The organism is Calothrix sp. FACHB-168, from assembly GCF_963889195.1.
Lineage (GTDB): Bacteria > Cyanobacteriota > Cyanobacteriia > Cyanobacteriales > Nostocaceae > Aulosira > Aulosira anomala_A.
Window position 1 is genome coordinate 47,072 of record NZ_CAWPNJ010000033.1, and the last position, 14,335, is coordinate 61,406.

Genomic DNA, 14,335 nt, shown 5'->3' on the forward strand with positions numbered 1-14,335 from the left:
TAGGTTTTGAGCAGTTAGGGCAAAGTCCCGGCTTCTTTTTTAGTCCTTTGAGGGTAGAAGTCGGGAGTTTAAGATTGTCAATGGTCAATGGTCATTTGTCATTGGATATTGAACTATGAGCTATAGACTATAGACTATGGACTATGGACTATTGACTATTGACTATTGACTATTGACTATTGACTAGAACTGCTGGAGAATTTGCTGTTTCTAAACCGTTGATTTGACGATAAAAATCTTGGAGGTAATTTAAATCTTGGGAGAAAAAATTTTCCACGATCGCAGGATTTACTTCCGAGAGAGCGCCCAAGCGAGTAATGACACGTGACAAAATAATAATGGTGGCGTAAGCTTCGTTAGCTTTAACTCTGGGATCGCGCAGTGGTGCGATTTCGTCTATCGCTGTTGATAAACGCATGATACCTTGGCGATGGAGGTTACCTTCTGCGTCTAGATACCCCTTGGGTAATGTAAATTCAAACTCTGTCGGGAACATAATTCTCCTGATTACTTCACTCGCTTAAATTCCTCGAAAGCAATCTCCAGTTCTTCAATATGTAAGTCAGTGCTGCGGGCGTTTAAATCAGCTATTTTATAACTAGCAGGCCAAGCACCCGCTAATTCAAATCTCGCTTCTTCTTGACTGGCTTGATTATAAATAGATAAAGCCATGAGTTTTCGCTGATTTGCCCATTTACCATTTTGCACTTCTTCAAACCATTTCCAAAAAACCATAGAGTTAGCAATTGTCCCTCTCTTGAGAGTTATATTGCCACTTTTGACATTTCCAGGTATTTTAGTTCTAACTACTAAACCTTTAGCTGCTACTCCCCATTTGTTAGGGGTAACTTCACAGACTTCAATGGCATCTTGGGTTCTTTTAAAACCTTGACATTCTAAAAAGTAGCAATCACTATTATCTTTTTGACCGTCTAATGTCAATCCTAAATAGAACCTATGGGTAGCAAGAATTTCTGGAAGTTTTTCAGTTGCTTGAGCCACTTTTTTTTACCAAATCAAGACAGAGGACAGGGAGTAAAATCCAGTAGTTTATTTTCCTCCCTGTCAAAACTGACTTTTCACGCTGCTTGATAAAACCTCAACAGTCAGGTTTCACAAAGATTGTAAATAGCCCTAAATGAGAAACTATGAATTAGGGAAATTTATTTAACACGTTTAACACCTTCATGAACTAATTCGACTGTTTCTGTAGCCATATCACCACTAGAAGCTGTTAATGTTGGGCCTGTATATTTCACAGGATAGCAATTGACAATATTCCAGCGCGCCACTTCTGTGAGTTGTTGATTATAGGCAACTACAGAAGCTGATTTCCGATTTTGATCCCATTGACGAGGTGTACCCATATCCTCGTTACACTTTTGGTACCATTGATAAAGGTCTACATCGGCGGTGGCAATTACTTTCAGGGTAATATTCGTAAATTTGGTAACGGTAGGAGTTGCTTGTCGCCAAATTTTACCGCTTTTACTCGAACCATGTACTTCTTGGGCTGGGGTGTTTTCTACACCTAACCCGCTAATTTCTTTAATAGATTTCTCTGTAACTCCATCTGCTTCAAAATAAAATAGACAAGCAGCTAATAATTCTGGTTGACCGGGCATGATTTAACTCCTATTTATGATTGTGGCTGGTGGATTTTTAATCCAAAATTGAGGATATAAACAGGGCTTACGCATGGTTGAGGGAGAAATAAACCGCACCAAATACAGAGGACACAGATTAATAAAAATTTGAGAGTTTTTGCGTAAGTCCTGCACTGATAAAATCGAGTGAATTAAGAAAGTTTATTCTTCATCTTCTATGCCATTCCATTGGCTAATACGGAAGATGACAAACTCTGCTGGTCTGACTGGACAAACACCGACTTCGATGTATAAACGTCCTAAAATTCTGGTTTCTGGTGGGTTAAGTTCTTCATCGCATTTAACATAAAATGCTTGTTCTGGTGATGCACCAAATAAGGCACCTTCACGCCAAATTCTTTCTAGGAAGTTACTGACGGTGCGTTTGACTCTAGCCCACAAATCTTCATCGTTGGGTTCAAAAACTACCCATTGAGTACCTAGTTCGATGGATTTTTCAATATAACTAATTAAGCGGCGGACGCTGATGTAACGCCACTCGGTTTTATCTGGTTCTACTAGTGTTCTTGCGCCCCAGATGCGAATACCACGATTGGGGAAGCTGCGTATACAGTTAATTCCTAAGGGGTTTAACAGTTCCTGTTCGCGGAAGTTGGTTTCATAACCTAGACCGATGACGCCTCTAGGTACTTCGTTAGCTGGTGCTTTGTAAACGCCTCTGGTTTCGTCGGTACGCGACCACACACCCATGACATGTCCGCAAGGAGGGATGAGGATGGGATTACCGCGATCGCGTGGGTTGGGTACTTTAATCCAAGGATAGTACAGCGCCGCAAACATGGAACGGCGGTTAAATCTGTTTAACCACTCCACTACCTGTTGGGGTTTGGTTTGTTCTGGTGGTGGATCGATTAATACCATGCGGTTGGGTGGGTTGGGAATGTCGCCACTAGCAGAACCCTCACACATACTAATCATTAGTTCCATGATGCCGTGGACTTGATCCAAGTTCATCACGCCTGATTGATAAGCCCGCATTAAGTCGGGACAAGCTAGCATGGTGATTTCATCGATTTCAAAAATCCCTCTGACCCCTGTGCGATCGTCGCGGACTCCTTCAAAGTCTCGCGAAAATCTATCAACTGTTTGGGCGACAATGGGGGGCGCTAGTTCATACTGGCCATTAGTCGGACGCCGAGATAAAGGTTGTCCAGATTGAGAAATATCTTCGACGTTGACATACATGGAACCTCTCAAAGCCGCGATCGCATAAGTTGCTACTTGTCCGGGAACTTCGCGATTCATAGTTAAGTTCTCATATTGTTCGAGAACTTCATCACCCCGACGGATTTGGACGGTAAAGTATTCCCCTGTATTTGGTGGTTGTTCGCCTTCTGTACCTTCTGGTAAGGCACGAGGGCCGCTATCGCTAATGAAAATGTTAATTGCACCGCCTGCTGCTTGTTCGGGGCGTAATGTCAACCGGAGGGTAGGACGATTACCGCGACCGCTAATGCGAATGCTGGCTGGTTCGGGATTTGGCGGTTTGGGTGCGCCTGGTAATTGTGTACCGATACTAGTTATCCAACAGCGCCCGCCACCATTCATAAAGTAGCCATAAACGGCGAAGGGTAAATAAGCGTTGAAATCGGTGAAGCCATCGGAGTTAGGACGGGCAAAGTAGTTAAGATATTGCGTCCAATTGGTGACCAACATGGGCTTAAATAGTTCAGCCCCATCACGAATATCTTCGGTAAAGCCAACAAATCCGCCAACTGCAGTGCTGACACCCTCTATTGGTCTACTACCTCTGTCTATTTCTTCAACATAGACACCAGGTGCAAAGTAATCTAGTCTAGCCATAAAAGTCTCTCCAATTTAGTTAAAAGTTAATGGCAGAGGGCAGAGGGGTAGGGGATGAGGTAGAAAAATGCCCAATGCCCAATGCCCAATGCCCCATGCCCTCTTTATTCAGGAGTTAGTAAGATTTCTTTGAAGCTATAATTTTGGCTATCCACCAAGACATTGACATTCTGGGGTAAGTAGCCGGGACAGTTGACTGTCAAGACATAATTACCCAGACGCATATCTTCAAAAAAGAACAGCCCTTCTTTATTGCTTATCGCTGATTTTTTAGTTCTTTGTATAGTTACTTCTGCTGTAGTTAGGGGTAAATTAGTAACTGCACTTTTCACCATACCTGCGATCGCTACTCGCCTGGTAACTACTGTGCCGTTACCGTTCTCACTCAATTGGTTTTGCAAATTGAAAATCCGTTCGTAAACTAGCGGTACGAGGGTAGTTTGTGGTTCAACTGGAATCATGGCTGTGATATACAAGGCGGAACGCAATGGTACATTCAGCGCACTCCATAGTGAACCAATCTCAATAGGTGGATCTAAAGCCACTGTCAGAGCTAAATTCCCGTAACCCCGCAGTTCTGGAACCAAATAGTCTTCTTGCAAAGACCGATGACGCAGCAGTACTGTTAAAGCTTCGCTGAGTAAATGATGTTCGCCTAAGGCGGTTCGATCCCAGGCTGTTAATAACATAGAGACATCAAACCAATTAGGCGACCAACCTACAGATGTGGGTTGTAAACTTCGTGAAGCTTTACGTTCCACTTGTCTACCAGATTGTTGAAACTGCTTACTCTCACGAATGTCATAAACATACAAATTGAGAGTCGGCCCTGCACCCTCTTCCCGTCGATTACTAGGATGACTAAAGTCAATTTGCTCTGTACTGGTGAGTGAGGTTCCTCCAGCTAGAATTTCTGCTAAAGTTTGAAGAACGAAGATAAGCATGAAGGTAGTTGGCTGGTAGCGAATCCAGATGTATCTAGACTATCTGTACCTACCTGGGGAAGTTAATTAGACTTTTGTCGAGATTTTTATGGCGCTGTGCGTGTCAGTTGTTAGTTGCTAGAGACGCGATTAATCGCGTCTGTACAAGTGTCAGTTGTCAGTTGTTCAAAAAATCTGGTTTAATACCCGCGTATAGCAAGTCTTTGTAGTATGGGCGGGTTCACCGATATCTTCATTGATTCACAAAGATCTAAATAAACCCGCCCCTACAAGGATCAACAATAATTGCTCATGAACCTGCCCCTACAAAACTCAATGACTGTGGGTGGAGTTTTTTATCAGCCACATAATCTCAACAAGCGAATTTTTTTACACCAGCACTTACTGATGAGTAAAATTTACTAATAAAAATATCTGGTTATTATACTAAATAGTTATACAATTAATTGATGTGCTGAAGATGCAACCTCCTATGCCAGAACCAAAGCCATCTCAGACTAATTCAACAGTACTTGTGGCTCTTGCTGATTATTTTAAGGTGCTATCAGAAGTTAGCCGACTACAAATTTTAACTTGTTTAAAGTCAGGGCCGATGAATGTGATGGATTTGGTGGATGCAACAGGCTTAGGACAAGCAAATCTCTCCAAGCATCTGAAAGTGTTAACTCAAGCAGGGTTGGTATCGCGTCAAACGAAAGGTACTAGTGCTTTTTACGCAATTACCGATCCGATGATTTTTGAGCTTTGCGATTTAGCGTGCGATCGCATTAGCCAACATATGTTACAGCAAAGCGAAAGCCTCAAAGCGCTGCGAGATAATACAGCAGTGTTTTCTGAAAATAGGGGTTAGGGGACAAGGAGGATAAGGGGGACAAGGGGACGAATGTTAGGTACACTGAGCGAATCATGTCAATTGCAGAACTGATGGCAGAATTAACCCAGCCTTGTAATATTCCGGTTTAAGGTTGCTACAGATGGCTAACAGGGGATGCGATCGCGCTCCAGTTGTCAATCAAAAGTCGAGTAATTTATGGATGTGGATGAAATTCTCAAACGTTATAGCGCTGGAGAACGCAGTTTTCCGCGAGTCAATTTACAAGAAGCAGAACTTACAAATGCAATTTTAACAGGTGCCGATTTTAGCTATGCAGATTTACGTCAGACGCGCTTAGGCAAAACTAATTTGAGTCAAGCTGCGCTCAAACAAGCAGATTTAAGTGAAGCGCTACTCTGGGGTACAGATTTGAGCGATGCAGATTTATCTGGTGCTTTGCTGCGAGAAGCAGATTTGACGAGTGCAAAACTACTTCAAACTAATTTAACAGCAGCTAATTTAATTAAAGCTAGTTTATGCGGTGCGAATTTAACAGGTGCTAAACTTTCCCGTTCGCTATTGTTTCAAGCAGATTTGCGTCCTAGTTCCGATCAGCGTACAGATTTAGGATATGCAATTTTAACTGAGGCAGATTTGAGCTACGCTGACTTAAGAGCCGCTACTATGCATCATGCTAACTTGGATAAAGCCAAATTGTGCCGCGCCAACCTCAGCCGCAGACTTCAGTGGGGGGATTTGGCTACAGATTTGAGCGGAGCCAGTTTCCAAGGAGCCGATCTCAGCTATGCGAATCTTGATGGCGCGATTTTGCGCAATGCAAATTTGCAAGGAGCAGATTTAACCGGAGCTATTCTTGATGATGTTGACTTTCAAGGGGCGATTATGCCCGATGGTAGAGTTCATGATTAAGAGTGGTTGCTCTAGATAAATCAATTTTTGATTTTAGATTTATTCTGTGACTGCTTTGAGGTTACAGATATGTTTAGATTTTAAATTTTGTTTAATGCAAAATTTAAAATCTAAAATCTAAAATTTGGTGAATTAACCCCACCACATAAAGAGATGGGGCTGGCGATTTTCCAGACAAATACTAATTTAGGCACTTTCTTTGCGTCAAACACTGGTGAAAGTCGTTCTCTGAATCTAGAACATTGCTAGACGTTGTTCTGGCAAGATAACAATTGTTTAATCATAGAAGTTATCTATTCTTAAATCTCGCCAAATTTCTGAAACTTGCCAGCCGGAATTACCAACTGATTGAATCAGAGGACGATCGCGCAATGGAATATATTTGGATTCTTGATAGTTAACATCAAGTAATGGCTGTTGCTGAATTGTGGATTCTTGAATCTCAAAAGTATCATCGCTGGAAGCTGGCTGAGATAACTCTTCTTGTGCTTCTGGCTTTGGCAGAATGGGTTTTTCAATTCTTTTGATGAGTTGGATATCCATTGACGTTTAAATTGTATGATTTGACAAAAAAATAATTCTCTGAGCGAGAATTAAGAACAGCACAATCTAGTCTTTCCCAAACTAACAGATAAATCCGTAAAAAGTTCTTGTAAAGTTTGGTGTGGAAAATTACTTAAGCTAGTCTAGGATACAACAAAATTATCCCTAGAGGAAGTGATAATTTAGGTGTAGCCAAAGCTAACAACGAGATTTTTGGATAAGCGATCGCCTCAGTTCCTTTATCTAGCCTGGAAAATATTGTTTTTCAGGTAGTTGTACAACATCAGAGTCAACTTTACCTTAACCTTAACTATATTTAGCATTTGCAAATTTTAAATTTTGCGATCGCATCATCAACCAAAAATCGCTTCATGAATTTACCTGCGATCTCATCGTCACCCAATGCGATCGCTTTTTCACACCATACAATCATATTAATGCGATCGCGACAAACTCATCCCCTTTCCATCTAAATTTGACAATCACCGCACTTTTAGGGAGGTGATTGTCAAAATCGCCAAATCGTTAGATATTACTCGACTCTAAAGTCAGAGATGGTAAGCGATGATGGTTTTTTGCTACAATTTGCACGCTGCGATTAGGCCCTGTTACCAAACCACGCCGTTTTGGATAAATCTCTAAATTCTCATCGACTAGCGCCAAATCCCAACTAGAAAGGATTTTTGCTAATATTACTTTCATTTCATACTGGGCAAATGCCATACCTATACAGCGTCTCACACCACCGCCAAAGGGTAAAAACTCATAAGGCGAAAATTGACGTTCTAAAAAGCGTTCTGGTTTAAATTCTTGATGTTGTGGGTATAAATCTTCGCGTTGGTGAGTCAAATAAATGGAACCAAGAACGATTGTACCGGGTTCTAAATCGTAACCGCATAAAGATACAGGTTCTCTGACTACACGGGGGAAAGTTAACATTCCTACAGGATAAATCCGCAAAGATTCGCAGCAAACAGCGTTAAGATATGGTGATTTAAACACGCTGCTGGGGTCTGGATTTTCACCTAAAGTATCTAATTCTTGTAATAGTTTTTCCTTAACTGATGGTAACTTATGAATCCAGTACAAAGCCCAAGTTAATGCTGTGGCTGTGGTTTCATGTCCTGCTGTTAACAGTGTCATCAATTCATCACGTAATTCTGCATCAGTCATGGCTTCACCTGCTTCATCACGCGCCGCCATCAGTAAACTGAGAATATCAGTCCGCGATGAATCGGGATTGTCTCGCCGTTCTTGAATTTCTGCGTTTAATAGTTCGTGAACGCGCTGTTTACGACGCAAAAATCTTCCCCAAGAACTGCGGGGGCCTAAATCCATTCTCAAGGCAGGAAAATACAATTCTACAACCCTTAAAGGCGAGTTTTCATTCAGCATTGCTGCTAAAATTTCCTCTAATTCTTGGGCGCGGGGGCCTTCGTATAATCCAAATACAGCTTGCATAATTATCCGCATAGTAATAATTTGCATTGCCGATCTAGTACAAAATGGTTTATCTATTTCCCATTGACTAATTACCTGGGTTGTAACTTTATTTATTACCTGTCCATAGGTACGCATTCTATCACCGTGAAACGGCGGCATTAATAATTGACGTTGACGGCGATGTACTTCCCCGCTAACTGTAATTACAGAATTTTTTCCTAACATCGGTTCAAATACCGTGTTGAAATCGCTAGGTGCGGCAAATTCTTTAGTATCGCTAGTCAACATTTTTTCTAAAGCCTGGGGATTGCTAATAAACACCACAGGTGCATTTAATTGCATGGTAAAAATATCACCATAGCGCTGGGCACAATCTGTCATGAAAGGCATTGGTTGGAAAATCCACTTCAGCATTTGCACAAGCGCTGGAGATTTCGGGCCATGAGGCAATTTCATAGGCTTAATTTTTTGGGTTAATTCTGTTTTGCCAATGAATTTTGCCGAATAAAATTAAATATTTCTGCATTTAAAACACATAAAATACAGAGCATATTGACTTTGTTTTTAAAGTATCAGTGCTAGCTATTTATAGGTAATAATTAGCAATTAGCAATTACAGCAGATTGCAAGTTGGTGAGGTAGAGATAATCGTTGATTGTAGGGGCACTGGCACTGCCATGCCCCGAAGCGCGTACCTCATCGAAGAAGGGAATAGGGAACGGGGAACGGTTCGTATATTCAATTAAACAATTTGATTTGATAATAAGTGCGTAGGCGTAAACCGCCTTCGGCATCGCCAAAAACGAGAAAGGCTAACTACACAGCAGTTTATTGTCAAACAGCACAATTTTTGAGCCAGAAATATAACTTTTTACTTGCGGAAAATACTAAAACAATTGCGCGATTTACCGAAATGAGTAAGTGATATGGCTTTTTACTTGCGGAAAACACTAAAATAAGTGCGCGATTTACTGAAATGAGTAAGTGATATGGCTTTTTGAGTAGGTGAAATAGTATTTTACTTGCGGAAAACACCAAAGTGAGAACTCGTTAAGGCTTAATGAGAAGATAAAATGGCTTTTTGCTTACCTAAAACAAGAAAATGGGTACTTGATTTCGATAAATGAGAAAGCGAAATGCTTTTTTGTTTACAAAAAATTTAAAAATGAGTCCTGAATATGTGTAAATGATAAATTTGGCGCATTTTTCCCCGCAAGGAACTTCAGTTCCTTGCTAATAGCGAAAGTCATCTAAAGATGACTAGATAGGCTCAAAATCTTGAGTCTACTTTAGTAGACTTGGACTATTAGCCTGAGAATTCATTCTCAGGCGGGTGAGAAAGGCTATATTTCACTTTGACTTTGGGCGGGGAAATTCAGCAGGAGATTTAAATTTCATCACTGGTACATCCTGAAGCGCTTGCTGCATAAAATCGCGCCAAACGGGAGTCACCATTCCCCCACCTGTGGCACCACTGGCTAATTGTTTGTTATCATCTCTACCTACCCAAATAGCGGTTGTTAATTGGGGTACAGTACCTATAAACCAAATATCTTTTTCTGCAGAAGTTGTCCCTGTTTTACCTGCAACAGGCCTATCTATTGCAGCACCTTTACCTGTTCCATCAGTTACTACCGATTGCATCACATCTAAAATTGCGGCTGATGCCCAAGGGTCAAGGACTAACTGAGGTTTAGGTGTATTATCTAATAAGATATTACCACTACTATCAGTAATTCTCATAATTGCCGTTGCAGGCGATCGCCAACCATAATTAGCGAAGGTGGCATAAGCACTAGCCATTTCTAGCGGTGTGACACCAATCGCCCCTAATGGTAAAGAACTCACCGCTACCATTGGACTATTAATTCCTAAAGTATGGCAGGTGTCGATAACTCTATTCATCCCCACTGCTTTACCAATTTTAATCGCTGGCACATTGCGAGATAATGCTAAGGCGGTGCGAATTGGCATTGCGCCCATAAAGCCGCCGTCATAGTTGCGGGGATAATACCACCCATCACCATCGCGATAGCTGACGGGAGAATCAATTACTGTGCTATTGGGTGTAAATTTACCAGTAGCAAAAGCGGTGTAGTAAACAAATGGTTTAAAAGCCGAACCAGGTTGACGTAATGCTTGAGTAGCGCGGTTAAATTCCCCAGCTTTAGAATCTACTCCCCCGACTAATGCTTTAATAAAATGGGTACGCGGATCGATGGCAACTAAAGCCATTTGATTTTTATATAATCCTCGACCTAAAAGAGTTTTATGCCATTTCTTAATAGTTGCTTCCGCCATTAATTGAAATTTAGCATCTATTGTAGTTTGTACCCGCATTCCGCCTTTGATTAATGCCTCGCGTCCAAAATTTTTCACGATTTCTTGGGCGACGGAATTAGTAACATAAGGCAACGCACTACCTTGAAATGAACTGATTTTACCCAGTTTAATTTGTTGTTGCAGAGCTTGATTATATTCTTGCTGGCTAATCCATTTTAAATCTAACATTCGCCCCAGCACTTCTTTTTGTTTTTGTTTCGCCAGTTTCATATTCACAAAGGGGCTGAATTGTTCCGGCGCTTGAATTAAACCTGCCATCATTGCCGATTCACCCAATGTCAAATATGCGGCTGATTTATTAAAATAAGTGCGGGCTGCGGTTTGGACGCCGTAATTATTATGTCCCCAATAAACTTGATTGAGGTACATTTCTAAAATTTGTTCTTTACTAATAATTTGCTCTAGGCGAACTGCTAATACTGCTTCGGCAATTTTGCGAGTAAAGGCGCGTTTTTTAGTCAGGAATATATTTTTCACCAATTGCATGGTGATTGTCGAACCACCTTCACGCACGCCACCGGCGGTAAAGTTAACTATTGCTGCACGCCCAACAGCACCAAGGTTAATCCCATGATGACGATAGAAATGGCTGTCCTCGCTAGCTAAGACGGCGCGTTTTAAGTTGGGAGAAATTTGATTTAGCGGGACAATTTTTCTGTTAGCTTCTCCATGTATGGCTGTTAATAATTTACCTTGAATATCATAAATATAAGTTGTTTCTGCTGGTGAAAAACTTCTGAGTTGTCGCACATCTGGTAAATTGCGAAAACTTACAGCTAAACCGACTAATCCACCTGCTAGCACCGAACTAGCTAGCATTGTTATTGATAAAAGAGTTATACCAGCTACTTGACCTACTTCTTTTAAAAACTCAATATTAGGTGAAGTTTGAGTTTGTGGTTGTTTGTCTAAAACAGTATTTGACGAAGACACGGCATTTGTACCCCCGCACTTATAAATTAAATCAAATTTTAGGAAAAATTAAGCATTAAATGTTAGCAACTATGTTGTTGGTAGTTGCTAGGGCTAATCAATTTTCATCTGATATTTAAATAATACCGATTTAATTAATGAGTGTGAGATTATGGATTTTCGTGAAGTAAAGGGCGGGGAAACCCCGCCCCTACAGATACATCTGTCTCATTATTTTTTTAAATTGGTAAAATCTATCTTTGTGTAGAGTTTAGCAAAGATGTAATTACAAATCTTCTGCTAAAAGACATAATTATCTTAGTTCAAAATTCCCACAATCATTACAGTCAGTAGGGGCGGGTTGATTGAGAATGATCGCTGAACATTGAAAATATTGGTGAACCCGCCCCTACATTGGTTAATCATCAACAGTTAAGCCGTAAGTTGTCTGACTTGTTCGGCGGAATCTAGTTGTAATGCGGAAGCGGCGATCGCCTGACTTTGACTTATACTTAATTGGGCGATCGCTTGTTTTAAAATAGGGATGGCTTGGGGATTGACGCTTAATTCATCTAATCCTAATCCCAATAAAATCGCTGTGGCGGCGGGTTCGGCTGCAAGTTCACCACATAATCCTACCCAAATTCCGGCGTCATGAGCGACTTTGACTGTGCGCTGAATCATTCGCAATACCGCAGGATGCAATGCATCGGTTAAATTGGCGACGCGGGGGTTATTGCGATCGCCTGCCATGACATACTGACTTAAGTCGTTGGTGCCGATACTAAAAAAGTCTACCTCAGCTGCTAATTGATCTGCGATCGCTACGGCTGCGGGGACTTCAATCATGATACCTAATTGAATGTTGGCATCAAAGGGAATCGCTGCTTGTCTGAGTTCCCGTTGCACTTCATTTAAAATTTCCTTAGCTGCCCTAACTTCGGTGATACTGGCAATCATCGGCAGCATAATTTTAATATTGTGTCCTGTACTAGCCCGTAAAATTGCCCGCAATTGAGTTGTCAATATGTCGGGATGTTCCAAACAAAAGCGAATTCCCCGACAACCTAAAAAGGGGTTTGTCTCCGGTACGCCTTTAATGTAAGGCAGTGGTTTGTCCCCACCTACATCTAAAGTCCGAATAATTAATGGCTGTTGATCTAAAACTTGGGCGATGGCTTGGTATACTGCTAATTGCTCCTCTTCCGTGGGAGCACTTGTCCTACCTAAATACAGGAACTCTGTACGCAGTAGTCCTACTCCTTCAGCACCGCTAGCTAAAGCCACTTGAACATCAGCTATGCTACCGATGTTAGCAAAGACACTGACTTGCTTACCATCGCGCGTAATTGCTGGTTGATGTGCTTTGGCTAGCGCTTCCTGTTGTGCAGTTTGCCAAGCTTCTCGCTTCGCTTCTAATATACTCAAAATATCTGCTTCTGGCTCTACCCACGCTTTACCACTACCGCCATCAAGGGCCATAATTGTGCCATCTTCTAGATACAATATGCCTGCATCTACGCCCAAAACCGCCGGAATACCTAATGTGCGAGCAATAATTGCACTGTGAGATGTGGCACTACCTGATGTGGTACAAATCCCTAATACTTTGCTGGGATCTAAGCCAATAGTGTCTGAAGGTGTTAAATCGCTGGCGACTAAAATCGCTGGTTCCGTCAATTCTAAACCACTGGCTGATGCACCGGTGAGTAAGCGCAGTACCCTTTGTCCGACATCAACCACATCTTCCACTCGTTCCTGTAAATAAGCATCTTCTAGTTGATGGTAGCTAGAAGCGACTTCATCAACAACAGCTTGCCAAGCAGCTTCGGCGTTGAGAAGATGGTCATAAATACGCGATCGCACTGCTTCTAAAAGTACCGGATCTTCTAAAAATAATAGATGGGCGACAAAAATCGCCGCTTCTGTATCACCAATTTGCAGGGAAGCTTGAGAAAATAATGTTTGAATTTGCTGCTGGGCGGTGGCGATGGCTATTTGTAACCTTTGCCACTCTAATTCTGTATCTTCTACGTGATATTGTGTAGCAGTGATGGCAGGTAATTGATAATGGACGACAGGCGCGATCGCAACTCCTGGTGAAGCCGGAATTCCCGATAGTTCGCCAGCAGAAGCGGGGCTAACTTCTATTTCCTCAATTACTGGCGGCGTAAATGTACTATCATCTTCGCCAAAGTTATTATTAATTAATACTTCCAAAGCGGCTAAGGCAGCATCAGCATCGATACCAGTAGCCGTAATTACTAATTCATGTCCTTGACGCACGCCTAAAGTTGCTACTTGGTTGATACTGTCACCTCTAACGGCATCTGTACCTCTAGTAACATTCCTTACCTTAATTTGCGCTTGAAATTGAGCGGCTGTAGTCACAAATTGCGCTGCTGGGCGGGCGTGTAAACCCAAGCGATTGTTAACTGTGAGGCGAATTTCTTTTGTTGGGAATTCTGCGTGAGATGTAGAAATAACCGATGCGGGGCTGCTATCTATGCCGAGCAAAGTATGTTTTGCTACTAAAGCTGACTGTGCTTCAGTTATCACCTGCTGAATATTATGACCTGCGGCGGCGGCAACTACAGCTGCGATCGCACCTTCAACTATAGGTGCTGCACATAAATGGACTTTTTCCCGTTGTTGTGGGTTGAGGAAATCTAGCGCCATTTCTGCACTCATCACAGCGCTACCCAAATCCATTAACACTAAAACACCATCATCGTTGAAGATAGAAGCGATCGCCTGATACACTTGCATGGGATCTGTACCCAAAGGATTATCTGGATCGTCAATTCCAGCTGCGATCGCTAACGGGACTTTACCCTGAACCATTTGCGCTGCTAGTTCCTGTACACCAAGCGCGAGTTGTTTACTGTGAGAAACAATGACTATTCCAATCACAACAACACCATCAACTCTCTTGA

At 41.9% G+C, this 14,335-nt stretch carries 12 protein-coding genes; 3 read left to right on the forward strand and 9 right to left on the reverse strand.

The features are described 5' to 3' along the window. Window positions 1–169: 169 nt before the first annotated feature. From AACW45_RS20670 to AACW45_RS20690, 5 genes are all read right to left on the reverse strand, one after another. Window positions 170–496 (reverse strand): hypothetical protein, encoded by a 327-nt coding sequence (locus AACW45_RS20670; protein WP_096643395.1) that lies wholly within the window; start codon window positions 494–496, stop codon window positions 170–172. An 11-nt stretch (window positions 497–507) separates the two neighbouring features. Then, window positions 508–1,002, reverse strand: coding sequence for a phage tail protein (locus AACW45_RS20675; RefSeq protein ID WP_190545121.1), 495 nt, complete (start codon window positions 1,000–1,002; stop codon window positions 508–510). A gap of 161 nt (window positions 1,003–1,163) precedes the next feature. Further along, window positions 1,164–1,625 carry a phage tail protein gene (locus AACW45_RS20680; RefSeq protein ID WP_190545124.1) on the reverse strand — a complete coding sequence of 154 codons (462 nt, stop codon included), beginning with the start codon at window positions 1,623–1,625 and terminating at the stop codon, window positions 1,164–1,166. 183 nt (window positions 1,626–1,808) lie between these two features. Beyond that, entirely contained in the window at window positions 1,809–3,470 is a 1,662-nt protein-coding gene (locus AACW45_RS20685) for a phage tail sheath family protein (RefSeq protein ID WP_190634350.1), read from the reverse strand. A 104-nt stretch (window positions 3,471–3,574) separates the two neighbouring features. Continuing rightward, the gene (locus AACW45_RS20690) at window positions 3,575–4,414 is read right to left on the reverse strand and encodes a Pvc16 family protein (protein WP_190634352.1); all 840 of its coding nucleotides are present in this window, start codon (window positions 4,412–4,414) and stop codon (window positions 3,575–3,577) included. A 472-nt stretch (window positions 4,415–4,886) separates the two neighbouring features. Here AACW45_RS20690 and AACW45_RS20695 point away from each other — a divergent pair, with 472 nt between their 5' ends. Next, on the forward strand, window positions 4,887–5,264 hold the full coding sequence (locus tag AACW45_RS20695) for an ArsR/SmtB family transcription factor (RefSeq protein WP_190634414.1): 378 nt from the start codon (window positions 4,887–4,889) through the stop codon (window positions 5,262–5,264). Window positions 5,265–5,444: 180 nt separating this feature from the next. Then, complete coding sequence (hetL, locus tag AACW45_RS20700; RefSeq protein WP_190634354.1) at window positions 5,445–6,158, forward strand: heterocyst differentiation pentapeptide repeat protein HetL; 714 nt, start codon at window positions 5,445–5,447, stop codon at window positions 6,156–6,158. 276 nt (window positions 6,159–6,434) lie between these two features. On the opposite strand, the gene AACW45_RS20705 is transcribed toward hetL, so the two are convergent. After that, a complete protein-coding gene (locus AACW45_RS20705; protein ID WP_190634355.1) occupies window positions 6,435–6,701 on the reverse strand; it encodes a hypothetical protein in 267 nt (88 codons plus the stop codon). A gap of 323 nt (window positions 6,702–7,024) precedes the next feature. Between AACW45_RS20705 and AACW45_RS20710 the strand changes: the two genes are divergently transcribed. Beyond that, window positions 7,025–7,174: a hypothetical protein gene (locus AACW45_RS20710; RefSeq protein WP_190634358.1), complete on the forward strand. Its 150-nt coding sequence runs from the start codon at window positions 7,025–7,027 to the stop codon at window positions 7,172–7,174. Between the two features lie 52 nt (window positions 7,175–7,226). Here the strand turns inward: AACW45_RS20710 and AACW45_RS20715 are convergent, their stop codons facing one another. The 3 genes from AACW45_RS20715 to ptsP all read right to left on the reverse strand — a co-directional run bounded on the left by AACW45_RS20715 (window position 7,227) and on the right by ptsP (window position 14,312). Next, the gene (locus AACW45_RS20715; protein ID WP_190634360.1) at window positions 7,227–8,600 is read right to left on the reverse strand and encodes a cytochrome P450; all 1,374 of its coding nucleotides are present in this window, start codon (window positions 8,598–8,600) and stop codon (window positions 7,227–7,229) included. 894 nt (window positions 8,601–9,494) lie between these two features. Next, entirely contained in the window at window positions 9,495–11,420 is a 1,926-nt protein-coding gene (locus AACW45_RS20720) for a transglycosylase domain-containing protein (protein WP_190634362.1), read from the reverse strand. 411 nt (window positions 11,421–11,831) lie between these two features. Beyond that, complete coding sequence (gene ptsP, locus AACW45_RS20725; RefSeq protein WP_190634364.1) at window positions 11,832–14,312, reverse strand: phosphoenolpyruvate--protein phosphotransferase; 2,481 nt, start codon at window positions 14,310–14,312, stop codon at window positions 11,832–11,834. Window positions 14,313–14,335 lie beyond the last annotated feature (23 nt).

Excerpts from the sequence above, each read along its gene's own strand:
- AACW45_RS20670 (WP_096643395.1), bottom strand. The coding sequence starts at position 496 with ATGTTCCCGACAGAGTTTGAATTTACATTACCCAAGGGGTATCTAGAC.
- AACW45_RS20680 (WP_190545124.1), bottom strand. The coding sequence starts at position 1,625 with ATGCCCGGTCAACCAGAATTATTAGCTGCTTGTCTATTTTATTTTGAA.
- AACW45_RS20685 (WP_190634350.1), bottom strand. The coding sequence starts at position 3,470 with ATGGCTAGACTAGATTACTTTGCACCTGGTGTCTATGTTGAAGAAATA.
- AACW45_RS20690 (WP_190634352.1), bottom strand. The coding sequence starts at position 4,414 with ATGCTTATCTTCGTTCTTCAAACTTTAGCAGAAATTCTAGCTGGAGGA.
- AACW45_RS20695 (WP_190634414.1), top strand. The coding sequence starts at position 4,887 with ATGCCAGAACCAAAGCCATCTCAGACTAATTCAACAGTACTTGTGGCT.
- hetL (WP_190634354.1), top strand. The coding sequence starts at position 5,445 with ATGGATGTGGATGAAATTCTCAAACGTTATAGCGCTGGAGAACGCAGT.
- AACW45_RS20705 (WP_190634355.1), bottom strand. The coding sequence starts at position 6,701 with ATGGATATCCAACTCATCAAAAGAATTGAAAAACCCATTCTGCCAAAG.
- AACW45_RS20715 (WP_190634360.1), bottom strand. The coding sequence starts at position 8,600 with ATGAAATTGCCTCATGGCCCGAAATCTCCAGCGCTTGTGCAAATGCTG.